This window comes from Streptomyces sp. NBC_01525 (assembly GCF_045040405.1).
Taxonomy (GTDB): Bacteria; Actinomycetota; Actinomycetes; order Streptomycetales; family Streptomycetaceae; genus Streptomyces; species Streptomyces benahoarensis.
Genome location: NZ_CP109397.1, coordinates 1,679,568 through 1,702,648 on the forward strand (window position 1 = coordinate 1,679,568; position 23,081 = coordinate 1,702,648).

At 73.8% G+C, this 23,081-nt stretch carries 23 protein-coding genes and 1 riboswitch; of the genes, 11 read left to right on the forward strand and 12 right to left on the reverse strand.

Going from position 1 to position 23,081, the window contains the following annotated elements; translation table 11 throughout:
* Positions 1–91: 91 nt before the first annotated feature.
* The 3 genes from OG422_RS07505 to OG422_RS07515 all read right to left on the reverse strand — a co-directional run bounded on the left by OG422_RS07505 (position 92) and on the right by OG422_RS07515 (position 2,300).
* Complete coding sequence (locus OG422_RS07505) at positions 92–511, reverse strand: DUF3040 domain-containing protein (protein WP_143944438.1); 420 nt, start codon at positions 509–511, stop codon at positions 92–94.
* Between the two features lie 255 nt (positions 512–766).
* A complete protein-coding gene (locus tag OG422_RS07510) occupies positions 767–1,522 on the reverse strand; it encodes a bifunctional 2-polyprenyl-6-hydroxyphenol methylase/3-demethylubiquinol 3-O-methyltransferase UbiG (protein ID WP_143944439.1) in 756 nt (251 codons plus the stop codon).
* A gap of 292 nt (positions 1,523–1,814) precedes the next feature.
* The gene (locus OG422_RS07515; RefSeq protein ID WP_405741147.1) at positions 1,815–2,300 is read right to left on the reverse strand and encodes an SAV_6107 family HEPN domain-containing protein; all 486 of its coding nucleotides are present in this window, start codon (positions 2,298–2,300) and stop codon (positions 1,815–1,817) included.
* Positions 2,301–2,663: 363 nt separating this feature from the next.
* On the opposite strand from OG422_RS07515, the gene OG422_RS07520 reads away from it, so the two are divergent.
* From OG422_RS07520 to OG422_RS07530, 3 genes are all read left to right on the forward strand, one after another.
* Positions 2,664–3,278: a TetR/AcrR family transcriptional regulator gene (locus OG422_RS07520; RefSeq protein ID WP_405741150.1), complete on the forward strand. Its 615-nt coding sequence runs from the start codon at positions 2,664–2,666 to the stop codon at positions 3,276–3,278.
* Positions 3,279–3,704: 426 nt separating this feature from the next.
* A complete protein-coding gene (locus OG422_RS07525) occupies positions 3,705–4,325 on the forward strand; it encodes a DUF4126 domain-containing protein (RefSeq protein ID WP_143943153.1) in 621 nt (206 codons plus the stop codon).
* A gap of 58 nt (positions 4,326–4,383) precedes the next feature.
* Complete coding sequence (locus OG422_RS07530) at positions 4,384–5,886, forward strand: phytoene desaturase family protein (RefSeq protein ID WP_405741154.1); 1,503 nt, start codon at positions 4,384–4,386, stop codon at positions 5,884–5,886.
* A 264-nt stretch (positions 5,887–6,150) separates the two neighbouring features.
* On the opposite strand, the gene OG422_RS07535 is transcribed toward OG422_RS07530, so the two are convergent.
* From OG422_RS07535 to OG422_RS07555, 5 genes are all read right to left on the reverse strand, one after another.
* A complete protein-coding gene (locus OG422_RS07535; protein ID WP_405741157.1) occupies positions 6,151–7,176 on the reverse strand; it encodes a hypothetical protein in 1,026 nt (341 codons plus the stop codon).
* A 35-nt stretch (positions 7,177–7,211) separates the two neighbouring features.
* Positions 7,212–8,129, reverse strand: coding sequence for a methylenetetrahydrofolate reductase [NAD(P)H] (gene metF, locus OG422_RS07540; protein ID WP_143943150.1), 918 nt, complete (start codon positions 8,127–8,129; stop codon positions 7,212–7,214).
* Positions 8,130–8,296: 167 nt separating this feature from the next.
* Positions 8,297–8,962: a thiamine phosphate synthase gene (gene thiE, locus OG422_RS07545; RefSeq protein ID WP_143943149.1), complete on the reverse strand. Its 666-nt coding sequence runs from the start codon at positions 8,960–8,962 to the stop codon at positions 8,297–8,299.
* Between the two features lie 118 nt (positions 8,963–9,080).
* Positions 9,081–9,446, reverse strand: coding sequence for a helix-turn-helix domain-containing protein (locus OG422_RS07550; protein WP_143943148.1), 366 nt, complete (start codon positions 9,444–9,446; stop codon positions 9,081–9,083).
* A 134-nt stretch (positions 9,447–9,580) separates the two neighbouring features.
* Positions 9,581–10,822 (reverse strand): NAD(P)/FAD-dependent oxidoreductase, encoded by a 1,242-nt coding sequence (locus tag OG422_RS07555; RefSeq protein WP_405741162.1) that lies wholly within the window; start codon positions 10,820–10,822, stop codon positions 9,581–9,583.
* A 146-nt stretch (positions 10,823–10,968) separates the two neighbouring features.
* Positions 10,969–11,080: riboswitch (TPP riboswitch) on the forward strand.
* On the opposite strand from OG422_RS07555, the gene thiO reads away from it, so the two are divergent.
* The 5 genes from thiO to OG422_RS07580 all read left to right on the forward strand — a co-directional run bounded on the left by thiO (position 11,078) and on the right by OG422_RS07580 (position 16,475).
* Complete coding sequence (thiO, locus tag OG422_RS07560) at positions 11,078–12,310, forward strand: glycine oxidase ThiO (protein WP_405741165.1); 1,233 nt, start codon at positions 11,078–11,080, stop codon at positions 12,308–12,310. Its footprint overlaps the riboswitch before it by 3 nt.
* Positions 12,307–12,546: a sulfur carrier protein ThiS gene (gene thiS / locus OG422_RS07565; protein ID WP_405741168.1), complete on the forward strand. Its 240-nt coding sequence runs from the start codon at positions 12,307–12,309 to the stop codon at positions 12,544–12,546. Before thiO ends, thiS begins: the two co-directional genes overlap by 4 nt.
* Before the next feature lie 3 nt (positions 12,547–12,549).
* Entirely contained in the window at positions 12,550–13,344 is a 795-nt protein-coding gene (locus OG422_RS07570) for a thiazole synthase (RefSeq protein ID WP_405741171.1), read from the forward strand.
* 126 nt (positions 13,345–13,470) lie between these two features.
* Positions 13,471–15,438 carry a Stk1 family PASTA domain-containing Ser/Thr kinase gene (gene pknB, locus OG422_RS07575; protein ID WP_405741174.1) on the forward strand — a complete coding sequence of 656 codons (1,968 nt, stop codon included), beginning with the start codon at positions 13,471–13,473 and terminating at the stop codon, positions 15,436–15,438.
* A gap of 128 nt (positions 15,439–15,566) precedes the next feature.
* Positions 15,567–16,475, forward strand: coding sequence for a deoxyribonuclease IV (locus OG422_RS07580; RefSeq protein WP_405741177.1), 909 nt, complete (start codon positions 15,567–15,569; stop codon positions 16,473–16,475).
* Positions 16,476–16,580: 105 nt separating this feature from the next.
* Here the strand turns inward: OG422_RS07580 and OG422_RS07585 are convergent, their stop codons facing one another.
* Positions 16,581–17,204 (reverse strand): sulfite oxidase-like oxidoreductase, encoded by a 624-nt coding sequence (locus OG422_RS07585; protein WP_405741180.1) that lies wholly within the window; start codon positions 17,202–17,204, stop codon positions 16,581–16,583.
* A gap of 153 nt (positions 17,205–17,357) precedes the next feature.
* Here OG422_RS07585 and bfr point away from each other — a divergent pair, with 153 nt between their 5' ends.
* Positions 17,358–17,837 carry a bacterioferritin gene (bfr, locus tag OG422_RS07590; RefSeq protein WP_143942652.1) on the forward strand — a complete coding sequence of 160 codons (480 nt, stop codon included), beginning with the start codon at positions 17,358–17,360 and terminating at the stop codon, positions 17,835–17,837.
* Positions 17,838–17,859: 22 nt separating this feature from the next.
* Here bfr and OG422_RS07595 read toward each other — a convergent pair whose 3' ends face one another.
* Together OG422_RS07595 and OG422_RS07600 are read right to left on the reverse strand one after the other, a co-directional pair.
* Positions 17,860–18,213: a bacterioferritin-associated ferredoxin gene (locus tag OG422_RS07595; protein WP_405747673.1), complete on the reverse strand. Its 354-nt coding sequence runs from the start codon at positions 18,211–18,213 to the stop codon at positions 17,860–17,862.
* Between the two features lie 175 nt (positions 18,214–18,388).
* Positions 18,389–19,738 carry a class II 3-deoxy-7-phosphoheptulonate synthase gene (locus OG422_RS07600; RefSeq protein ID WP_143942653.1) on the reverse strand — a complete coding sequence of 450 codons (1,350 nt, stop codon included), beginning with the start codon at positions 19,736–19,738 and terminating at the stop codon, positions 18,389–18,391.
* A 190-nt stretch (positions 19,739–19,928) separates the two neighbouring features.
* Between OG422_RS07600 and OG422_RS07605 the strand changes: the two genes are divergently transcribed.
* Together OG422_RS07605 and OG422_RS07610 are read left to right on the forward strand one after the other, a co-directional pair.
* Positions 19,929–19,985 carry a trp operon leader peptide gene (locus OG422_RS07605; protein WP_384598785.1) on the forward strand — a complete coding sequence of 19 codons (57 nt, stop codon included), beginning with the start codon at positions 19,929–19,931 and terminating at the stop codon, positions 19,983–19,985.
* A gap of 94 nt (positions 19,986–20,079) precedes the next feature.
* Entirely contained in the window at positions 20,080–22,071 is a 1,992-nt protein-coding gene (locus tag OG422_RS07610; protein WP_405741185.1) for an anthranilate synthase family protein, read from the forward strand.
* Here the strand turns inward: OG422_RS07610 and OG422_RS07615 are convergent.
* Positions 22,037–23,053, reverse strand: a complete 1,017-nt coding sequence (locus tag OG422_RS07615) for a 2-hydroxyacid dehydrogenase (RefSeq protein ID WP_405741187.1) — start codon at positions 23,051–23,053, stop codon at positions 22,037–22,039. The genes OG422_RS07610 and OG422_RS07615 overlap by 35 nt on opposite strands.
* Between the last annotated feature and the right edge of the window lie 28 nt (positions 23,054–23,081).

Here is a 23,081-nt window from a genome sequence, read left to right on the forward strand (position 1 = left end):
AGCGGACCGCGGCGGATCCGGGGCACGACGCATGGACGGGGCCGCTCGGAGTGCGGGCGGCCCCGTCAAGGGCTGAGTGGAACGTTCGGGCTCAGTGGCCCTGTTCGTCGCGGCGGCGCTGCCAGCGGTCCTCGATGCGGTTCATCATCGAGCGGCGGCCACCGGACGGGCGTCGTGCGGGCGCTCCGCCCGCCCTGCCGCGCTTCCCCGGGGCCGCGCCGGGCCGCTGCTCGCCGGGCTTGGGGGCCTTGCGCCAGCCGGTCACGGCGAGGACGGCGCAGCCGAGCATCACCAGGAAGCCGACGACGCTGATCCAGATCTGCTGGGCGACCATGCCGGCCATGAGCAGGCCGATACCGACCAGGAAACCGACGACCGCTTGGTAGACCCGTCGCCGGGTGTACGTGCGCAGCCCGCTTCCCTCAAGCGCTGTCGCGAACTTGGGATCTTCGGCGTACAGCGCTCGCTCCATTTGCTCGAGCATGCGCTGCTCGTGCTCCGAGAGCGGCACGGAGTCCTCCTACTCGTCGGTCGCGGGGGCGACCGGGGGCGACCCTTTCAGGATAGGCAGGGATTCGCCCCCGTGAAACCCGCCCTCAGCGCCAGTCCACTGTCCTGGCCCCCAGGGCGGCCGGTGGTGATGCTGCCTGCATTCCCCACCCGCCCATCCGTCATGCCGGAACGTCGTCCCTCGATCATACGGGGAGAAGGGGCTGATCGGGTGGGCTGTGGCCGACCGCACCCGGCGGCCGGCCACCGGTGGCGATCAGCCGCGCTCGGCCAGAACGTGCAGCTGGGTGGCGACCGAGTGGAACGCGGGCTGTTCAGCGGCGGCCGCCTCCAGCTTCAGCAGCGCCTCCATCGCGCCGGGCTCGGTGTCGACGAGCACCCCCGGGACGAGGTCGGCGAAGACCCGTACGCCGTGCACCGCGCCGACCTGGAGCCCGGCGCCGGTGACCAGGCCGGAGAGCTGGTCGGCGGTGAACCGGCGGGGCACCGGGTCGCCTTCGCCCCAGCGGCCGGCCGGGTCGGTGAGGGCCTGGTGGGCCTCGGTGAAGTGCCCGGCGAGGGCGCGGGCCAGCACGGCGCCGCCGAGACCGGCCGCGAGGAGACTCAGGGTGCCGGAGTCGCGCAGCGCGGCGACGACGTTGCGGACGCCCTCGGCCGGGTCGTCGACGTACTCCAGGACGCCGTGGCACAGGACGGCGTCGAAACCGCCGGGCTCGACGACGTCGAAGAGGCCGTGGGCGTCGCCCTGGACGGCCCGCACCCGGTCGGCGACGCCCCCCTCGGCGGCGCGGCGCTCCAGGGCGAACAGGGCGTTGGGGCTCGGGTCGACGACGGTGACGCGGTGGCCGAGGCGGGCGACGGGCACGGCGAAGTTGCCGGTGCCGCCTCCGGTGTCGAGAACGTCGAGGACATCGCGCCCGGCGGCCCCGGCCCGGCGCTCCAGGGCGTCCTTGAGAACCTCCCAGACCACAGCGGTACGAAGGGATGCGCGCGGGCGCAGCGGGTCAGACACGGCGGGTGGCTCCTCGGAGGGGCAGAACAACTAGGCGCCCTCCACCCTATTGCGTCGCACCCCGACCTCGGTCTGCGGCGCCACCTGCGGCTTCCGTCGCGGCCGGGTTGGGCGGGACGGAGCACGGGAGGGCGGCCGGACGCCAGCGGGAAACCCCGGCCACGCGCCCGGCCCCGGACCCGCGCCCGAGGCGCCGGGCGACGGACCGCGGCCGGAGCGGGCCCGGCCCGCCGGCACCGGCCGGAGCCCCGGCGACGTCACCACCCCGCGCCCCCGTACATCCCCTCCCAGCTCACCCCGCCCGCTGAAGCGGCAGGGACGGCTGGAGCACCAGCATCCGCTCGACCAGGCGGAGGAAGTGGGCGGCGGCGCGGACGAGGTCGTCGGCGTCCCGGCTGCCGGCCGCGCCGGGTATACCGGCCTCGGCCCGGGCCCGGCGGTCGGCTCCGGCGGCGAAGAGGGCACTCCACTCGGTCAGTTCCGGGGCGACCTCCGGCAGCACCTCCCAGGCGCTGCGGATGCGGCGGCGCCGACGCGGGGTGGACTCGGGCCTGCCCCGGACGGCCAGCACCGCGGCGGCGGTGCGCAGCGCGGCGAGGTGGGCCGTCGCGAAGCGTTCGTTCGGGGAGTGCAGGGTTTCGGCTTCGGTGAGGCCCTGCCGGGCCTGGGCGAGCAGGGTGAGGGCGGCGGGTGGCGCAGCCGAACGCCGCAGAACAGGGTGGACATCGCTCGGGGGACCGTACGCAGCGGAGCTGCCCGTTGCGGGACGAGCTGCCATGACGAACCTCCAGTCGTCGCAAACCGGTTCGGAACCGTTGCCCCCATCCTGCGGCACACCACTGACAATCGGCCCCGACCTGGGCTTTCACGGAGAAGTACGGCGGAAGAGACGCGATTCGCCCGGCCGCCGCCCCCGGCGCCACCCGGCAAGGGCCCGCGCGGCTGGGCATTCCGGGACATCGGCCTCGCGGCGGAACCCGCTTCGCCGATCGCCGTCCAGGGGCCTGCTGCCGCTGCTCCACGGGGCGCTGGCGCTGACCGCGCCGACGGCCCGCGGGCGGCAGGTGGTGCGCATGAAGGACCTGCACCCGGAGCTGAGCCTGTGAGCGGGCAGGGGCCGCGGACCGGCACAATCACCTGCATGGACAGCTCCCACTCACGCCGCGACGCCACCCGGCGCAAGCTCTTCGACGCCGCGGTCACCCTCATCGCCGAACAGGGCTTCTCCTCCACCACAGTGGACGAGATCGCCGAGCGGGCAGGGGTCGCGAAGGGCACGGTCTACTACAACTTCGCGAGCAAGAACGTTCTCTTCGAGGAACTGCTGCGGCACGGCATCGAACTGCTGGCGGTCTCCCTCCAGGAGGCGGCCGAGAAAGTGACCGGCCGCGGCGGCACCCGCATCGACGCGCTGGACGCGATGATCCGCGCCGGTCTGGACTTCATCTCCCGCTACCCGGCGCTCACCCAGCTCTACGTGGCCGAACTGTGGCGCACCAACAGAGCCTGGCAGTCCACCTTGATGGTGGTGCGCGAGCGGGCCGTGGCCGTGGTGGAGGACGTGTTGCGGGAGGCCGTCGCCGAGGGCGAGTTGAGCGAGGAGATCGATGTGCCGCTGACCGCGTCGGCGCTGTTCGGCATGGTGCTGGTGGCGGCGCTGGACTGGCAGTCGTACCAGCCGGACCGCTCCCTCGACGAGGTGCACGCGGCGCTGTCGCGACTGCTCCAGGGACGGGTGAGCGGCCACCGGAGCTGAGCGACGGGCCCGAACGGGCCGCTTGTCCGGGGGACGTTGCCGGGGCGCTTCCCATGGGGGCGTGGCCCGGGGACCGTCCCGCCCCGGGGTGCCGCGGTTCGCCGCCGTTCCCGGGTCCGGACGCGGAAGCGCGCTGCCCTGGCGCGGATCGTTCCCCCACCGATCCGACCAGGGCAGCACTTCCCCCGTATCCCCCGTGCTTCCCCCGTACTCCCCCGTGCTTCCCCCGTGTTTTCCCCCGTACGTCCGGGATGCCGCGCCGCTCCGCCGCCCCGTGCCGGCGGTGCGGCGCCGCGTCCCTTCGGTGCACCCCACTCTGTCGTTCCGGCGGGGTGCGGCCCATCCGCGTACCTACTCATCTCACCGTCTGAGTACCCGTACTCACGCGTGAGCACCTCGTCCGCACGCTGTTCTACGATCTCCCGCATGTCCGTACTCCCGTTGGTGTTCACCAGTGGCTGGGCGAGCGGGATCAACGCCTACGCCGTCGTGCTGCTCCTCGGCCTGCTCGGCGCCACCGGCGTCACCGACGAGGTGCCGGACGCGCTGCAGCGCCCCGATGTGCTGATCGCCGCCGCGGTGCTCTTCCTCTTCGAGGCCGTCGCCGACAAGGTCCCGTACGTGGACTCCGTCTGGGACGCCGTGCACACCGTCGTGCGGCCCGTGGCGGGTGGCGTCGTGGCGGCGCTGCTGGCCGGGCACGACGGGTCGCTGCCGCAGGTGGCGGCGGGCGCGGTCGGCGGCTCCACGGCGCTGCTGAGCCATCTCGTCAAGGCGGGGGCACGGATCGCGGTCAACACCTCACCGGAACCGGCGAGCAACATCGTGGTGAGCGTCGTCGAGGACCTCGGGGTCGCCGGGCTGATCGCGTTCGCGGTGTTCCACCCGGTCGCGGCCGCCGTCATCGCCGGGACGCTGCTGCTCGCCGGTCTGGCGCTGGTGATCCTGCTTTGGTCGCGGATCCGCCGCGCTCTGCGACGGCGGCGCGAGCGCCGCGAGGAGAAGCGCCTGCGGGCCGCCGCGGAAGCGGACCCCGTCCCGCGCTGAGGCCGTCCGCCGGGCCGTGGTGCGGGCGTTGTCGGTGGGTGCGGATACAGTCGCGGACATGGCACGGATTGCGGTGATCGGGGCGGGTGCGGGCGCGATGGCGGCCGCCGCGCGGCTGGCCGTCGCGGGCCACCGGGTGGTGGTGTGCGAGCGGGAGACAACGTACGGCGGGGCGCTGGGGCGCTTCGAGCGGGAGGGGTTCGGGTTCGGCACCGGGCCCGCGCTGCTGCACCTCCCGGCGGTCTACCGCGACCTCTTCGTCAAGACCGGACGGGAGCCGCTGGAGAGCGTGCTGACGCTCACCCAGGTCGATCCCGCGAGCCGCCATGTCTTCCCGGACGGCACGGCGGTGTCGTTGCCGAACGCCTCGCGCGGCGGCGTCCTCACGGCGCTGGACGGCGCGCTGGGCGCGGGCGCCGGGGAGCGCTGGAGCGCCTTCCTGGGCCGTGCCCGCGACGCCTGGGACGCCACCCGCAGACCGCTGCTGGAGGAGCCGCTGTGGGCGGAGTGGCAGGTGCTGGGGCGCGATCCGTATCCGGCGGTGCGCCGCCGTGGCCTGTTCGGCCGCGGCAAGGGCCCGACGACCGCGACGCTCGCGGAGACCGCCCGCCGGGAGCTGTCCGACCCGCGGCTGATCGCCCTGCTGGAGAGCCATGCCATGGCGTACGGCTTCGATCCGCGCGCCGTCCCGGCGAGCGCGGCGGTGCTGCCGTACATGGAGCAGACCTTCGGCACCTGGTATCCGGCCGGTGGCATGCGGGCGCTGGCGGACGCGCTGCACGCGCGGTGCGTGGCGCGCGGTGTGGAGTTCCGCTTCGGGGCGCCGGTCGAGCGGATCGTGGTGGCGGACGGCCGGGCGGCGGGTGTCGTCACGGCCGACGGCGAGGTGACGGAGGCGGAGCATGTGATCGCCGGGGTCACCCCGGAGGCGCTGGCGGGGCTGGTGCCCGGCGGTGCGCCGTGGGAGGCGTCGGACGCCCCGGCCGGTCCGCCGCCGGGCCCGGTGCCCGCCCGGATGACGGTGGCGCTGGCGCTGCGCGGTGCCCGGCCGGACGGTGCCGCGCACCGCACGGTGGTGCACACCGACGACCGCGCGGCGGAGCTGGCCGCGGTGTTCGGCGGGGGTGGCGCCCCGGCCGCGCGGCCCACGGTGACGGTGCTGCGGCCCGACGATCCGGCCACCCGGCCCGATGATGCCCATGAGGCGGTGACGCTGACGGCGACGGTGGCGGCTCCCGGCCCCGGCGGGTTCGCCGCGGCCGATGCCGAGGCGCTGGCCGAGCGGATGACGGAGCGCGCCGAGGCCGCGGTGCCGGGGCTGCGGGAGCGGCTGCTGTGGCGCGAGGTACTGCCGCCCGCGGCGGAGGCGCGGCTGACCGGCCCCGCGCTGGCGGGCGGCGGCGGCCGGTTCCTGCGGCCCGCCAACCGCACCCGGATACCCGGGCTCCACGCCGTCGGCGGCTGGTCCCATCCGGGTGGCGGTCCGGCGCACGCCGGGATGTCCGGGGCGATCGTCGCCGGGCTGATCGTCAACGGCGAGGACTGGCACGGCTCGACCTGAGTCGGGCCCATAAGAGCCGTGCCCGGTGCGCGACTTCGCGGGGACGCTCTGGGAGACGGCCAGCTCGCCGGGCGCCCCGAGGCGGCTGCCGCCGTCGCGCTCCGCGCCTCGCGGGTGGCTCAGCGAGGATCCGCCCACCTTCGTACCGGCGCCGACGGCCCACGACGCCTGCTCCCGGATGCGCCGGTCACCGCATGCGGCAGGCCCCGGGCCATGCGGTCCGGGGCCTGTATCCCCCTTGTTCCAGGCGGAGATGACGCGCCGTCAGTAGCGGTACTGCTGCTCCTCGTGGCCGTGGTGCTGCGTCGGCGGATACGGCGGCTCGCCGGACGGGTGGGCGCCGTCGCGCTGTTGCGGCACCCAGACCCCGCCGGGCGGGGTGTCGCCGTAGTCCTGGAGCGAGGTTCCGTACCCCACCGCTCCGTAGGGCTGCTGGGCGTACGGGTCCGCCGGCGCGTAGGGGTCGTGCGGCGGGTACCCCTGGGTGCCGGAGTAGGACCCGGCGGCCGCGCCCGGGTCGGTGCCGTACGGGGCGTAGGAGCCGTAGGGATCGGCGTACGCGTCCTGGGCGCCGGGGGCGTAACCGCCGCCGTGGCCATAGGGGTCGGGGTCCGTCGGCTGGTGGCCGAAGGCCGCGGCGTAGGCGTCGGAGCCGTGCGGTGCGGTGCGGGCGTCGGGGCTGTAGACGCCGTACTGCCCGGTCTCGTCGGGGAGCGGCTGCGGGGCGTAGACGGCGTCTTGGGCGTAGCCGTCCTGGCCGCCGAAGACCGGGGCGGTGCCGTGGCCGTCCGGACCGCTGGGGGCCCAGCCGCCGCCCTGGTCCGGCAGCGGGGCGCCGTAGCCGTCGTGGGGCGCGTAGCCGTCCGGGGCGCCGTGGGGCGGGGCGGTGCCGTACGCGCCGGGGGCGTCGGTGCCGTCCGTGGGCTGCGGGCCGTCCGGGGTGTCGGCGGGCCCGGTCGTCTCCTCGACGTCGGAGATGTGCAGGGCGGGCCGGCGGCCGCCGGACTTCGCCCGGCGGCGCCGGTTCTCCCGCGGGGCGCCGCGCAGCGACCAGCCGCTGGTGAAGCCGCGGCGGAAGGAGAGCGTCACGTAGGTCTGTCCGGTGGCGAACGCGGCGGCACCGAGCGCGATGACGATCACCGACGGGAGGAGGACGCCCGTCACCACACCGAGGAACCCGGTGAAGGCCAACAACCGCCACCGGAGCCGGGCCTTGTACTGGAAGAGGACCTCACCCAGAAGCCACAGCGCGACGCAACCGAATGCGATGTACAGGACCGCCCAGCCCATGTACGCCCCTCTTCCGCCGCGCTGCGGCACCGTGATCAGGGCTGCTGGTGCAGCCCCAGATTCTCGTAGATTTCCAGGGTCGCCGTGGAGTGGTTCAGGGTGATGAAGTGCAACCCGGGCACGTCCTCGGCCCTCAAGCGCGCGCACAGTTCCGTGGCGTACTCGATGCCAATGGAGCGTACAGCGGACGGGTCGTCCTTGACGGCCAGGATGCGGTCCGCGAGCTCAGGTGGGAACGCGGCGTTGCTCAGCTGCGCGAAACGTTCGATCTGCCGGATGTTCGTGACGGGCATGATCTCGGGGATGATCGGCGTCGTGCACCCGGCGGCGGCGACCCGGTCACGCAGCCGGAGGTAGTCCTCGGCGTAGAAGAACATCTGGGTGATGGCGAAGTCGGCGCCCGCGCGGCACTTGTCGATGAAGTGCGCGACGTCGGTGTCCCAGTCCGTGGAGCGCGGGTGCATCTCGGGGAAGGCGGCGACGCCGACGCAGAAGTCGCCGGACTCCTTGATCAGGCGGACCAGTTCGGCGGCGTAGGTGATGCCCTGCGGATGGCGGACCCAGTCCCCCATCGGGTCGCCGGGCGGGTCACCGCGGAGCGCGAGCATGTTGCGGATGCCCGCGTCGGCGTACTGGCCGATGATGTTGCGCAGGTCGGCCACGGAGTGGTTGACGGCGGTGAGGTGGGCGACCGGGGTGAGGGTGGTGTCGGTGGCGATCCGCTCGGTGGCGCGGACGGTGCCGTCACGGGAGGTGCCGCCGGCGCCGTAGGTCACGGAGACGAAGGTCGGCGCGACGGCTTCGATGCGGCGGATGGCGTTCCACAGCGTCCGCTCGCCCTTCTCGGTCTTCGGGGCGGCGAACTCGAACGAATACGACTGTTTGCCGGAAGCGAGCAGCTCACGGACGGTATGTGCGCGATCAGTCCTGGTGGAAGCGGTACCTAGGGCCATACGGGAAGGTTATCCACCCGCGGGTCGGGCACCAACCGACTCCGGTGGAATGCCTGAATAGGCCCGTTTCCCGTCCACGGAGTGGACAGCGGGCCGGGCCCGGTCGGTGGGAACGCGATCGGCGCGTGGCGGGCACGGTCGCCCGTGCGCACCCGGCGTCCGCCGGATCAGGCGTCCCGCTCGCGCACGCGCTTGGCGAGCGAGGCGGCCGCGGCGGCAGGATCGTCCGCCTCGGTGAGGGCGCGGACGACGACGATCCGGCGGGCACCGGCGTCGAGCACCGCGTCGAGGTTGCCGGAGTCGATGCCGCCGATGGCGAACCAGGGGCGTTCGGGGGCCCGCGCGGCGGCGTACCGGACGAGGTCGAGGCCCGGGGCATGGCGGCCCGGTTTGGTGGGCGTGGGCCAGCACGGTCCGGTGCAGAAGTAGTCCACACCCGGCTCGGCGAGGGCGGCGTCGACCTCGGCCTCGGCGTGCGTGGAGCGGCCCATGAGGACGTCCGGGCCGAGGAGCGCGCGGGCGGCGGGCACCGGGAGGTCGCCCTGGCCGAGGTGGAGCACCGCGGCTCCGGCGGCGTGCGCGACGTCGGCGCGGTCGTTGACGGCGAGGAGCGTGCCGTGGCGGCGGCAGGCGTCCGCGACGGTCTCCAGATGGCGCAGCTCCTCGGCCGCCTCCATGCCCTTGTCGCGCAGCTGGACGATGTCCACCCCGGAGGGGAGCACCGCGTCCAGGAACTGCGGCAGGTCGCCCTGGCGGGTGCGGGCGTCGGTGCAGAGGTAGAGGCGGGCGTCGGCGAGGGCCGCGGCGCGGGCGGCGTGGATCCGGGTCGTCATCGGGTGCTCCCCCAAGGCGGTGGCGTACGGCCGGACGGTCCGGCGCGTACGCCACCTCGGTAGCGGTTACGGATGCGGAGGGGTGCGGGCGGGCCGGGGCGCGGCCCGCCCCGGGGCGTCACATGGCGAGCGCCTGCGCCCGGCGCTTCACCTCCGTGCCGCGGTTCTCCCGCAGGGCCTGCGCGGGGGTGCCGGGCAGGGTGTCGTCCACAGTGAAGAGCCACTCCAGCATCTCGTCGTCGGCGAAGCCGTCGTCACGCAGGAGCGTCAGGGTGCCGACGAGGCCCTTGACGACCTTGCCGTCCTGGATGAAATCGGCCGGCACGTGCAGTGCCCTGTTCTCGCCGCGGCGCACCGCGATCAGCTGGCCCTCCTTGACCAGCTGCCGTACGCGCGTCACCTCGACGCCGAACTCTTCGGCGATGTCGGGGAGGGTGAGCCAGGCGGGGACGAGTCCATCGATGTTTGCGTCAATCTCGGTCACAGGACAAGCGTGCCACCTCGCACTGACAGTCGGTAGCCGGGCATCGCCATGAGAGGGCCGCGCGGGGGCGCCGGAGCCCCGGCGCGCGGTTCCCACGAGGGGCGCCGGGCCCGTCCCCGTACGCCCCGCGCGGCTCAGCGCACCGCGGACTTGAGCGGGACGGACGCGTCGGCCGCCCGCACCCGGTCCAGGACGGCGCCCCGCTCGATGAGGCGGCGGCCCTGGGCCAGGTCGCGGGGCCTGCCGACCGCCAGCAGCGCCACCAGGACGCCGTCGCGCAGCCAGATGACCGACCAGGCGGCGCCGTCCGGGTCACCGCGCCAGACCGGCTCGTCGGCGCCGCCGTGGTCGCCCGCGTACTGCACGAAGCGGCCGAACTGCTCCGACCAGAAGTAGGGCACCGGGTCGTAGACGGTGCCCTCCGCGGGGTCGCCGGTGATGTTCTGCGCGACGGTACGGGGGCCCTGGAGGGCGTTGTCCCAGTGGTGGATCAGGAGTCGGCGGCCGTAACGGGCGGAGGGGAAGGAGGCGCAGTCGCCGACGGCATGGACGTCCGGGGCGGAGGTGCGCAGCCGGTCGTCGGCGAGGACCGAGCCGTCCTCGGGCGACAGCGCGATACCGGAGCCCGCCAGCCAGCCCGTGGCGGGGCGGGCGCCGATACCGACGAGGACGGCGTCGGCGGGCAGCGCGGTGCCGTCGTCCAGCACGACGCCGCGCTCCTCGACGGCGGCGACGCGCGCCCCGGTGCGCAGCTCGGCACCGGCCGCGGCGTACCAGGGCGTCATATGGGCGGCGACCTCGGCGGGCAGCGCCCCGGCCAGCGGGCGGTCGGCGGCCTCGACGACGGTGACGGTGCAGCCCGCCTCCCGCGCGGCGGTGGCGAACTCGGCGCCGATCCAGCCCGCCCCGACCACGACGATGTCGCTGCGCCCGGCCAGGACGGGCCGCAGCCGCTGTGCGTCGTCCAGGGTGCGCAGCAGGTACACACCGGGGTGCCCCTCGGTGCCGGGCAGCCGGAGGGGTGCCGCCCCGGTGGCGAGGACGGCGTGGTCGTAGCGGACGGGGCCGCGCACGGTGTCCAGCAGGTGCTCCCCGGGGCGGATGCCGGTCACCGGGTGGCTCAGTTCCAGCTCGATGCCGAGGGAGCGGAAGTCGACGTCGAAGGCGGCGCCGTCGGCCTTGCCCAGCAGGACCGCCTTGGACAGCGGCGGCCGGTCGTAGGGCGGGTGCGGTTCGTCGCCGAAGAGGGTGATCGCGCCGCGCCAGCCGTTCTCGCGCAGCGCGACGGCGGTCTGCACGCCCGCCATACCCGCACCGGCGATCACCACGCGCGGCGTGTGGTCAGGGGCCTGGGAGGACTTCCTCTGCTCGCTCACCCGGTCACTCTAGGACGGCGCGCGAGGCCGTCCGCAGCACCGCGCAAGGAGATCTCTGACACAGCGTCACGACCGGTCGCCGCGGCCCGGCCGCTCCGGGGGCGCTCCCTTACGGGCCTTCGGGGGAGGGTACTAGGGTGAGGCGGACACGCACTCGCGGGAGCCCGGCGTACCGGGCTGAGAGGGAGGCTGACCGGCCTCCGACCGTACGAACCTGATCCGGGTCATGCCGGCGAAGGGAGGGGCTGGACGCCCATGCCTCCATCTGCCACACCACCGAGCCCGACGGATCCGTCGCCGCACCCCGATGTGCTGGTGATCGGCGGCGGCCTCATGGGGCTGGTCACCGCCTGGCGGGCCGCGCGGCGCGGGCTGCGCACCGCGCTCGCCGATCCGGAGCCGGGCGGCGGCGCGGGCCGGGTCGCGGCCGGGATGCTCGCCGCCGTCACCGAACTGCACTACGGCGAGGAGACGCTGCTCGGCCTCAACCTCGCATCGGCCCGCCGCTACCCGCGTTTCGTGGCGGAGCTGGAGGAGGCGAGCGGCCTGGAGGTCGGCTACCGCGCCTGCGGCACGCTGGCCGTGGCGCTGGACGCCGACGACCGCGCCCACCTGCGCGAACTCCACGCCCTCCAGCTGCGGTGCGGGTTGGAATCGGTATGGCTGTCGGGGCGCGAATGCCGACGGCTGGAGCCGATGCTCGCGCCCGGCGTGCGCGGGGGCCTGCGGGTCGACGGCGACCACCAGACCGATCCGCGGCGGCTGACCGCGGCGCTGCTGGTGGCCTGCGAGCGGGCCGGGGTGGTCTTCCATCGGGCCCGTGCCGCCCGGCTGACGGTCACCGCGGGGCGCGCCACCGGCGCCGAGCTGGCCGACGGCACCCGGGTGTCGGCGGGCAGCACCGTCCTGGCCGCGGGCAGCCTCAGCGGACGGCTGGCGGGCGTACCGGACGAGGTGCGCCCGCCGGTGCGCCCGGTGAAGGGCCAGGTGCTGCGGCTGCGGCTGCCGCGCATGCCCCAGGGGAGCCCCCCGTTCCTGTCCCGCACCGTACGGGCCGTGGTGCGCGGGGGGCCGCTCTATCTGGTGCCGCGGGAGAACGGCGAGCTGGTCGTCGGCGCCACCACGGAGGAGCTGGGCTGGGACACCACCGTCACCGCGGGCGGCGTCTACGAGCTGCTGCGGGACGCGCACGAGCTGGTGCCGGGCCTGACGGAGCTGCCGCTGGTGGAGACCTGCGCGGGGCTGCGGCCCGCCTCGCCGGACAACGCGCCGCTGCTCGGCCCGACGGCGCTGCCCGGTCTGCTGCTGGCCACCGGGCACTTCCGCAACGGCGTGCTGCTGACGCCGATCACCGGTGACGCGCTGGCCGAGGCGCTCACCACGGGGCGGCTGCCCGAGGAGGCCCGCCCCTTCTCCCCCGACCGTTTCGCCCCGGGCGCCGGTGCACCGGCCGCCCCGGGACGCGTCCTCCAGGAGCAGCAGGCATGACCACGCCCACCCCACCCGCCTCGTCCGCCGCCCCGGTCACGGTCACGGTCAACGGCGCCGCCCGGGAGATCTCCGGCGGTCTGACCCTGGACCGCCTGGTGGCGACGCTGTCGACCGCCCCGTCCGGGGTCGCGGCGGCGGTCAACGAGACCGTCGTCCCACGGTCCCAGTGGCCGGCGACCCCGCTCGGCGCCGGTGACCGCGTCGAGGTGCTGACCGCGGTCCAGGGGGGCTGACCGGTGGCCGACGATCTCCTCACCCTGGGCGGTACGGACTTCACCTCCCGCCTGATCATGGGCACCGGGGGCGCGCCCAGCCTGGACGTCCTGGAGCGGGCGCTGCTGGCTTCGGGTACGGAGCTGACGACGGTCGCCATGCGGCGGCTGGACCCGACCGTCCAGGGCTCGGTCCTCTCCGTCCTCGACCGGCACGGAATCCGGGTGCTGCCGAACACCGCGGGCTGCTTCACGGCGGGCGAGGCGGTGCTCACCGCCCGGCTCGCCCGGGAGGCGCTGGGCACCGACTGGGTCAAGCTGGAGGTGGTCGCCGACGAGCGGACGCTGCTGCCCGACCCGGTGGAGCTGCTGGACGCGGCGGAGACCCTGGTGGACGACGGTTTCACCGTGCTGCCCTACACCAGCGACGATCCGGTGCTGGCCCGGAAGCTGGAGGACGTCGGCTGCGCCGCGATCATGCCGCTGGGCTCGCCGATCGGCTCCGGTCTCGGCATCCGCAACCCGCACAACTTCCAGCTGATCACCGAGCGCGCCGGGGTCCCGGTGATCCTCGACGCGGGCGCCGGGACCGCCTCGGACGCGGCGCTCGCGATGGAGCTGGGGTGCGCCGCGGTGATGCTGGCGTCGGCCGTGACCCGCGCCCAGGAGCCGGAGCTGATGGCGCGGTCGATGCGGTACGCGGTCGACGCGGGGCGGTTGGCGTTCCGCGCCGGACGCATCCCGCGCCGCCATTTCGCGCTGGCGTCGTCACCTCAGGACGGGCGCGCGGAGCTGGATCCGGAGCGCCCGGCGTTCTGATCCCCGGGGGCGGCGGGCCGCGTCCCGTCGCCCCGCGTCCGTTTCCGGTCACCGTTCGGCTTCGGTGCGCCCGTGCGGGCCACGGGCGGGCGGCGGTGTCGGTGGGTCCTCGTAGACTCGTCTGCCGTGGATACGACCCTTCAGGACCCCCTGGTCGGGCAGTTGCTCGACGGCCGGTACCGCGTCGAGGCGCGCATCGCCGCCGGTGGCATGGCGACGGTCTACCGCGCCCTGGACACCCGGCTCGACCGCGTGCTCGCCCTGAAGGTGATGCATCCGTCGCTGGCCGTGGACGGCGCGTTCGTGGACCGCTTCATCCGCGAGGCGAAGTCCGTCGCCAAGCTCTCGCACCCCAATGTGGTCGGCGTCTTCGACCAGGGCACGGACGGGACGTACGTCTATCTGGCGATGGAGTACGTCGCCGGGTGCACGCTGCGCGATGTGCTGCGGGAGCGGGGCGCGCTTCAGCCGCGGGCCGCGCTGGACGTGCTGGAGCCGATCCTCGCCGCGCTGGGCGCCGCCCACCGGGCGGGTCTGGTGCACCGCGACATGAAGCCGGAGAACGTCCTGATCGGCGACGACGGCCGGGTCAAGGTCGCCGACTTCGGTCTGGTGCGGACGGTCGGCGCGCACACCGACACCACCGGCGCGGTCCTGGGCACCGTCTCGTATCTCGCGCCCGAGCAGATCGAGGACGGCACCGCCGACACCCGCGTCGACGTCTACGCCTGCGGTGTGGTGCTCTACGAGATGCTCACCGGCGCCAAACCGCACACCGGCGGCACGGCGGCCCAGGTCCTCTACCGCCATCTGCACGAGGACGTCGCGCCGCCGTCGGAGGCGGTGCCGGGCCTCGCCGGGCAGCTGGACGCGCTGGTCGCGCGGGCCACCGCCCGCGATCCGCGGGGCCGCCCCGAGGACGCGGTGGCGCTGCTGTCGGCGGCGCGCGAGGCGCGGGACGGACTGACCGAGGCGCAGCTGGACGCGGTCCCGCCGCAGGCCAGGGAGGTCGCGGCGGGCGACGGCACGGAGCGTACGAGCGTGCTGCCGCGGGCCGTGGTGCAGCCGCCGCTGCCCGGTCTCGCGGGTATCGAGGCGGCGCCCGGGGAGGACGGGCTGAACCGCACCAGCCGCCTGGAGGTCCCGGCGTCCGAGCCGACCACCCGGCTGCGCCCGGCGCCGCCCGCGCGGCGCGGGCCGTTCGCCGGTCCGCGGCGCCGTCTGGTGGCGATCGTCGCCGCGGTGCTGCTCGTCCTCGGGGGCGGCGCGGGCGTCTGGTACGTCACCACCGGGCAGTTCACGTCCGTCCCGGCGGTGCTGGACATGGCGCAGGCGAGGGCCGAGCGGACGCTGCGGGACGAGGGGCTGCGCGTGAAGGTGGTGCGCGACTTCAGCCCCACTGTGCGGCGCGGTCATGTCATGGCCACCGACCCGGGCACCGGCGACCGCATACGCGGCACCGGGACGGTCACGCTCACCGTCTCGCGCGGCCCGGAGATCGTCACCGTCCCGGATCTGTCGGGCACCCCGGTGGCCGACGCCCGGCGCACACTGCGCGACCGCGGGCTGGTGCCCGGGGCGACGCGCCGCGAGTTCAGCGACGAGGTCGCCAAGGGGTCGGTGATCCGGACGGACCCGGTGGCGGGCAGCGAGCGGCACCCCGACACGGCGGTGGCGCTGACGGTGAGCCGGGGCGCGGCGCTGGATGTGCCGGATGTGACGGGTGACGACCGCGACGACGCGGCCCAGACGCTGCGGGACGAAGGCTTCGTGGTGAAGTTCGCCGACCAGGCGGTCCACTCCCCGGAGGACAAGGGCACCGTCGCCCTCCAGTCCCCGGCCGATGGCCAACTCGGCAAGGGCGAGACGGTCACGCTGACGCTGTCGCTGGGCCCGGAGATGGTCACCGTGCCGAAGGTGACGGGCCAAAACGTCGACGACGCGAAGAAGCGGCTGGGCGACCTCGGGTTCGCCGTGGAGGTCAAGAAGCCCTTCCTGTTCCCGCAGGACACCGTCGAGTCCCAGTCGGTCGACCCGGGCGAGCAGGCGCCCAAGGGCAGCACGATCACGATCAAGCTCAAGGGGGCGCTGTAGGGGGCCTTCCCGGGCGCCCTCGCGGTGCTCGGCGCCACCGGCCCCGCCCGGCCCGCCGCCGTCCGGCCGGCCCGCGGCCGGAGCCGGGCCCCGGCCGGGTTGTCGGTGGGGCCTGGCACCCTGGTGGGGTGAGCAGTCATCCCTCCCCCGCAGACGCCGCCGCGCGCGGCCGGCTCCGTAATCCGGTCGGCGGCCATGTGCCGGTCGCCGGTGGCCTGGCCAAGACCGGTCTTCCCTATGCCCGCACGATGGGCGGTGAGGCGGTCCAGGTCTTCGTCGCCAACCCGCGCGGCTGGGCGACACCGGCGGGGAACCCCGCACAGGACGAGGCGTTCCGGGCCGGTTGCGCGCAGGCGGGCATACCGGCGTACGTCCACGCGCCCTACCTGATCAACTTCGGTTCGCACACCGAGGCGACCGTCGAGAAGTCGGTGGCGTCGCTGCGGCACTCGCTGCGCCGCGGCCGGGAGATCGGGGCGCGCGGCGTGGTGGTGCACACCGGTTCGGCGACCGGCGGGCGCCCGCGCGCCGAGGCGCTGGCGCAGGCCGGGGAGTGGATGCGGCCGCTGCTGGCGGAACTGGTGCACGACGACGACCCCTGGCTGCTGCTGGAGCCGACGGCCGGGCAGGGGGCGTCGCTGTGCGCGCTCGCCGAGGATCTCGGGCCGTACTTCGAGGTGCTGGAGCGCCATCCGAAGCTCGGGGTCTGCCTGGACACCTGCCATGCGTTCGCCGCGGGCCACGACATGGCCGCGCCGGGCGGGATGAAGGCGCTGCTGGACGCGTTGGTGGAGGTCACCGGCGAGGGCCGGCTGCGACTGATCCACGCCAACGACTCCAAGGACGTCGTCGGCGCCCACAAGGACCGGCACGCCAACATCGGCGCCGGGCACATCGGCGCGGAGCCGTTCGCCGAGCTGTTCACGCACCCCGCGACGGACGGCGTGCCCCTGGTGATCGAGACGCCCGGCGGCCCGGAGGGACATGCGGCGGACGTCACCCGGCTGAAGGAGCTGCGGGCGACCGCGGGCTGCTGAGACGGGAGCCGGTCGCGCGGCCACGCGCCACGGAGGCGGCGGTCACCCGGGCCCGCGCGGACGGCCCGGCCACGCGCCACGCGGCCGCCCGGCCTCACGCCCGTCTCACAGCTCCGGCCCGTCCCCCGGTTCCTCCTGGTAGGAGTAGCGCTGTTCGCGCCAGGGGTCGCCGAGGTTGTGGTAGCCGCGCTCCTCCCAGAAGCCGCGGCGGTCGGCTGTCATGTACTCGATGCCGCGGACCCACTTGGGGCCCTTCCAGGCGTAGAGGTGCGGGACGATCAGCCGGAGCGGGAAGCCGTGTTCGGCGGTGAGGAGTTCGCCGGAGCGGTGGGTGGCGAAGAGGCAGTTCTCCGCCGCGAAATCCTCCAGGCGCAGGTTCGAACTGAATCCGTATTCCGCCCAGACCATCACGTGGGTGGCCTCGGGTGCGGGCGGCGCGAGTTCGAGGATCGTCGCCGTGCGGACGCCGCCCCATTCCGCGCCCAGCATGCTGAATTTCGTTACGCAGTGCATATCGGCGACGACCGTCGTATACGGCAGCGCGGCGAATTCCTCGTGCGTCCAGCAGTGTTTCTCGCCGTCCGCGGTGGCGCCGAAGGCGCGGAACTCCCAGCGTTCGGGGCGGAACTTCGGCACCGGGCCGTAGTGCGTGACGGGCCAGCCCCGCTGCAGTCGCTGCCCGGGAGGCAGCTGAGGATGCTCCGCTTCGCGGCTTTCCGGCTGACCCATGCCTCCATGGTGTCAGACCGGAAGGGGTGCCCCTGACCCACGCCAGACGAAACGGGCAATCTACAGTAAGTGTGCACTTACTGGACGTTACGCTCCGGGCGATGCGAGGATGCGCCGCACTTGCCCGTAACCGTGCGGAAGGAGCCCGCTGCCATGCAGGGCGACCCCGAGGTCATCGAATTCCTCAACGAGCAGCTGACCGCCGAGCTGACCGCGATCAATCAGTACTTCCTGCACGCGAAGATGCAGGAGAACTTCGGCTGGCCGAAGCTCGCGAAGTACACCCGTGCCGAATCCTTCGACGAGATGAAGCACGCGGAAATTCTCACCGACCGCATCCTCTTCCTGGAGGCACTGCCGAACTATCAGCGGCTGTTCCATGTCCGTGTCGGTCAGACGGTGACGGAGATGTTCCAGGCGGACCGGCAGGTGGAGGTCGAGGCGATCGACCGCCTCAAGCGCGGGATCGAGCTGATGCGCGCCAAGAGCGACATCACCTCGGCCAACATCTTCGAGAGCATCCTCGCCGACGAGGAGCACCACATCGACTATCTGGACACACAGTTGGAGCTGGTGGAGAAGCTCGGCGAGGCGCTGTACATCGCCCAGGTCATCGAGCAGCCCAGCACCTGAGTCCGGTACGGACGCGAGGCGGTCAGGCCGCTTCGCGGTATGCCGGGGGCACCTGCACCACCGGGAGCAGCGCCGGAGCCGCCTCGGCCGCCGACGGGACTTCCGGAGGCACCGGCAGGACCTCGGCCGCCACCGGCGGGACCTCGGCGGAAACCGGCGGGATCCCGGCGTCCAGCGGCTCGGCGGCGCCCTTGCCGATCAGCTCACGGCGCGGGCAGTCGCCACGGCCCAGCAGCGCCTGGATGCGGCGCACACAGCCGCCGCAGTCGGTACCCGCCTTGCAGGCGGAGGCGATCTGGCGGGGCGTGCAGGCGCCGGTGTCCGCATGCTCGCGGACCTGCTGTTCGGTGATGCCGAAGCAGGAGCACACGTACACCCGGTCCACCTCCGCGAAAGTCGGCCTCGTCGATCCCGTTGATCGTCAGTGAGGTAACCCTTACCTTACCTGTCGTCGAAGGTGCCACACAACGCCGGAGGGGCACAATGCTGTGGGGCGCGGATCACAGATCCGCGCCCCACAGGTGTGTCGCATGCCGTCGCGACGGACGGACTCACTGATCGCGGTACATCTCCGCGACCAGGAAGGCCAGGTCCAGCGACTGGCTGCGGTTGAGCCGCGGGTCGCAGGCGGTCTCGTAGCGCTGGTGCAGATCGTCGACGAAGATCTCGTCGCCGCCGCCCACGCACTCCGTGACGTCGTCGCCGGTCAGCTCGACGTGGATGCCGCCCGGGTGGGTGCCCAGCGACTTGTGGACCTCGAAGAAGCCCTTGACCTCGTCGAGCACGTCGTCGAAGCGGCGGGTCTTGTGGCCCGATGCCGCCTCGAAGGTGTTGCCGTGCATCGGGTCACAGATCCACGCGACCTGCGCACCGGAGGCGGTGACCTTCTCGACCAGCTCGGGAAGGCGGTCGCGGACCTTGTCCGCGCCCATCCGCGTGATGAAGGTCAGCCGGCCCGGCTCGCGGTCCGGGTCGATCCGCTCGATGAGCGCCAGCGCGTCCTCGGCCGTGGTGTTCGGGCCGAGCTTCACGCCGACGGGGTTACGGATGCGCGAGGCGAACTCGACGTGCGCGTGATCGAGCTGGCGGGTGCGCTCGCCGAGCCAGACCATGTGGCCCGAGACGTCGTACAGCTGGCCGGTGCGCGAGTCGGTGCGGGTGAGCGCCGACTCGTAGTCGAGGATGAGCGCCTCGTGCGAGGAGAAGAACTCGACGGTGCGGAACTCCTCCGGGTCGACCCCGCAGGCGTTCATGAAGTTCATCGCGCGGTCGATCTCGCGGGCGAGCGCCTCGTAGCGCTGGCCGGAGGGCGACGACTTCACGAAGTCCTGGTTCCAGGCGTGCACCTGGCGCAGGTCGGCGTAACCGCCGGTGGTGAAGGCGCGGACGAGGTTCAGCGTCGCCGCGGAGGCGTGGTACATCCGCTTCAGCCGCTCGGGGTCCGGGATCCGGGCCGCCTCGGTGAACTCGAAGCCGTTGACGGAGTCGCCGCGGTAGGTCGGCAGCGTCACGCCGTCGCGGGTCTCGGTGGGCTTGGAGCGCGGCTTGCTGTACTGGCCGGCGATCCGGCCGACCTTGACCACCGGGACGGACCCGGCGTAGGTCAGGACGGCGCCCATCTGGAGAAGCGTCTTGAGCTTGTTGCGGATGTGCTCGGCGGAGACGGCGTCGAACGCCTCCGCGCAGTCGCCGCCCTGCAGCAGAAACGCCTCACCGCGGGCGACCGCTGCCAGGCGCTCGCGCAGCTGGTCGCACTCGCCCGCGAAGACGAGCGGCGGATAGGACTCGAGCTCCGCGATCACATCGCGCAGAGCCTCGTGGTCCGGCCAGTCGGGCTGCTGCGCCGCGGGCAGGTCTCGCCAGGTGTTGCCACCGGCGTGGGTTTCAGCGTTCACGGTCACACCGTCCACATTACGGGGTCCGCGGAGGGCGATCGGGCGCCGCCCGGAGTATGAGACGGACCGCACCCGGTATCCGGGCACCCCGGGCCGCCCCGGGTACCGGCTCCGTACCGGTTCCCGTCCGGCTCCGGACCGTCCGGAGGGCGGACGGCGCCACCGGGTCCCGGCCGGGTCCGGTAGGGTGCCCGGCATGTACGCGCCGCATGTCACGAACTGGTGGTGGACCGCTCATCCGGCGGCCCGCTGATACGCGCGTACTCACTCGAACTTCGCGAAGGCCGCCCGAGGGGCGGCCTTCGGTGTCTCCACCGGCCGTTCCTCCCTCCCGGAAGGAACCCGGCATGCACCACCCCGACCCCTCCCCCGCACCGCACGACGCCGCCGCCCTGGTGCGGCGGCTGCTCGCCCCCGGCTGCCCGCCGTTCGCGCTGCTGCGCCGCAGGTCGCCGGGGCGCGACGGCTCGTCGGTCGAGGTGCTGATCGGCGAGGTCACCGAGGTCGAGCAGCTGGCCGACATCCCGCTCGGTGACAGGCCGGACGCCCCCGGCGCACCGGTCACCGAGGCGCTGGCGCTGGTCCCGTTCCGGCAGATCCGCGAGCGCGGCTTCACCGCCCACGACGACGGCACCCCGCTCGCCGTACTGCGCCCGCACACGGCGTACGAACTGCCCCTGGACGCCGTGCTGGACGCGCTCCCGGCGCACGACGTGGCGGTGCGCGACGGGGCGTTCGACGTGGCCGACGACGCGTACGCCGAGATCGTCGGGCGGGTGGTGCGGGACGAGATCGGCAGCGGCGCGGGCGCCAACTTCGTGATCCGGCGCACCTTCGAGGGCGCGATCAACGGGTTCGGCGCCGCCGACGCCCTGGCGCTGTTCCGGCGGCTGCTGGCCGGGGAGCGCGGCGCGTACTGGACGTATGTCGTGCACCGCCCCGGGGTACGGACGCTGGTCGGTGCCAGCCCGGAGGTGCATGTGCGGATGACCGGGGCGCGGCCGGACGTCCCGGGCGGCGGCACCGTCGTGATGAATCCGATCAGCGGCACCTACCGCTACCCGGCGGGCGGCCCCACCGCCGAGGGGCTGCTGGCGTTCCTGGGCGACCGCAAGGAGGTGGAGGAGCTGTCGATGGTCGTCGACGAGGAGCTGAAGATGATGTGCACCGTCGGCGACGGCGGCGGTGTGGTCGTCGGGCCGCGGCTGCGGGAGATGGCGCACCTGGCGCACACCGAGTACGAGCTGCGCGGCCGGACCTCGCTGGATGTGCGGGAGGTGCTGAAGGAGACGATGTTCGCGGCGACCGTCACCGGCTCGCCGGTGCAGAACGCCTGCCGGGTCATCGAGCGCCACGAGCCGCGCGCCGCCGACGGCCGGGGGCGCGGCTACTACGCGGGCGCGCTGGCGCTGCTGGGCCGGGACGCGTCCGGGGCGCAGACGCTGGACTCACCGATCCTCATCCGTACCGCCGACATCGACGCGGGCGGGCGGCTGCGGGTGCCGGTCGGGGCGACGCTGGTGCGGGCGTCGGACCCGTACGGTGAGGTCGCCGAGACGCATGCGAAGGCGGCGGGCGTGCTCACCGCGCTGGGGGTGCGCCCGGCGCCGGAGCGTCCGGCGGCGGGCGGTGCGGTGCCGCAGCTGGCGGACGATCCGCGGGTGCGGGCGGCGCTGGACGCGCGGCGGGCGGACCTGGCGCCGTTCTGGCTGCGGATGCGGTCCGGCGAGCCGACCGCCGCGCTGCGCGGCCATGCGCTGGTCGTGGACGCGGAGGACACCTTCACCGCGATGCTGGCGCATCTGCTGCGGACGTCGGGCCTTGAGGTGACGGTGCGCCGGTTCGATGAACCGGGGCTGCGCGAGGCGGTGCGGGCGCACCGGGGGCCGGTGGTCCTGGGCCCCGGGCCGGGCGATCCGTCCGACGCCGCCGACCCGAAGATGCGGTTCCTGCGGTCGCTCACCGCCGAGCTGGTGAGCGGCCGGGAGGCGGACCGGCCGGTCCTCGGGGTCTGTCTCGGCCATGAGCTGCTGGCGGCGGAGCTGGGGCTGGAGATCGTCCGCAAGGAGGTGCCGTTCCAGGGGGCGCAGGAGCGGATCGACTTCTTCGGGCGGCCGGAGACCGTCGGCTTCTACAACACCTTCACCGCCCGCTGCGACGACGTCACCGCCGCCGAACTGGCCATGCACCGCGTGGAGTTGAGCAGGGACGAGGTGAGCGGCGAGGTGCATGCGCTGCGCGGGCCGGGGTTCGCCGGGGTGCAGTTCCACCCGGAGTCGGTGCTGACGCTGGACGGGGCGCGGCTCACCGCTCAGCTGCTGGCGGCCGTCCTGGTGTGACGAGGAGGTTCGCGCCGCCGCGGCCGGCCAGATAGTCCTCGACGTTGGTGAGGGTGGCGTCGATGATCTGGCCGACCGCGTCGGCGGTGAAGTACGCCTGGTGCGAGGTGACGAGGACGTTGCCGAAGGTCATCAGACGGGCCAGGACGTCATCGCGGACGACGTCGAGGGAACGGTCGTGGAAGAACATCCCGGCCTCCTCCTCGTAGACGTCGAGGGCGACGCCGGAGAGACGGCCGGACTTGAGGGTTTCGACGAGGGCGGCGGTGTCGACGAGTCCGCCGCGGCTGGTGTTGACCAGCAGGACGTCGTCCTTCATGGCGGCCAGCGCGGCGGCGTCGACGAGGCGGCGGGTGGTGTCGGTCAGCGGGACGTGCAAGGTGATCAGGTCGGACTCGGCGAAGAGATGGTCACGGTCGACGTAGCGCATCCCGAGGTCGCAGCAGGCCGGGTTCTCGACGAGGTCCCAGCCCAGCAGGCGCATGCCGAAGCCGTGCGCAATACGGGTGAACGCCTCGCCGATCCGGCCGGTGCCGACCACACCGACGGTACGTCCCCGCAGGTCGCGGCCCATCAGCCCGTCGAGGCGGAAGTCGAAGAGGCGGGTGCGCTGGGCTGCGCGGATCACCCGGCGGTCGACGGCGAGGGCGAGCGCCCAGGCGAACTCGGCGACAGCGTAGGGCGAGTAGGCGGCGACCCGGCCGACGGTCATACCGAGGTCGGCGGCGGCCTGGAGATCGATGTTGTTGTAGCCGGTGGCGCGCTGGGCGATCAGCTTCGTACCGCCCACGAAGAGGGTCTGGAGGACCTCGGCGGACAGCTCGGAGTTGACGTCGGTGGTGACGATCTCGTAGCCGTGGGCGATGGGTGCGGTGTCGCGGTCGAGGTTGACGTCCAGGCAGCGGATCTGGTGCCGGTCGGCGAACGCCCGCTCCATCAGCGGCCGTTCATCGGTCTGCACCCCGAACGCGACGATCTCCATACCGCTCTCCTCCTCGCCTCACACCCGG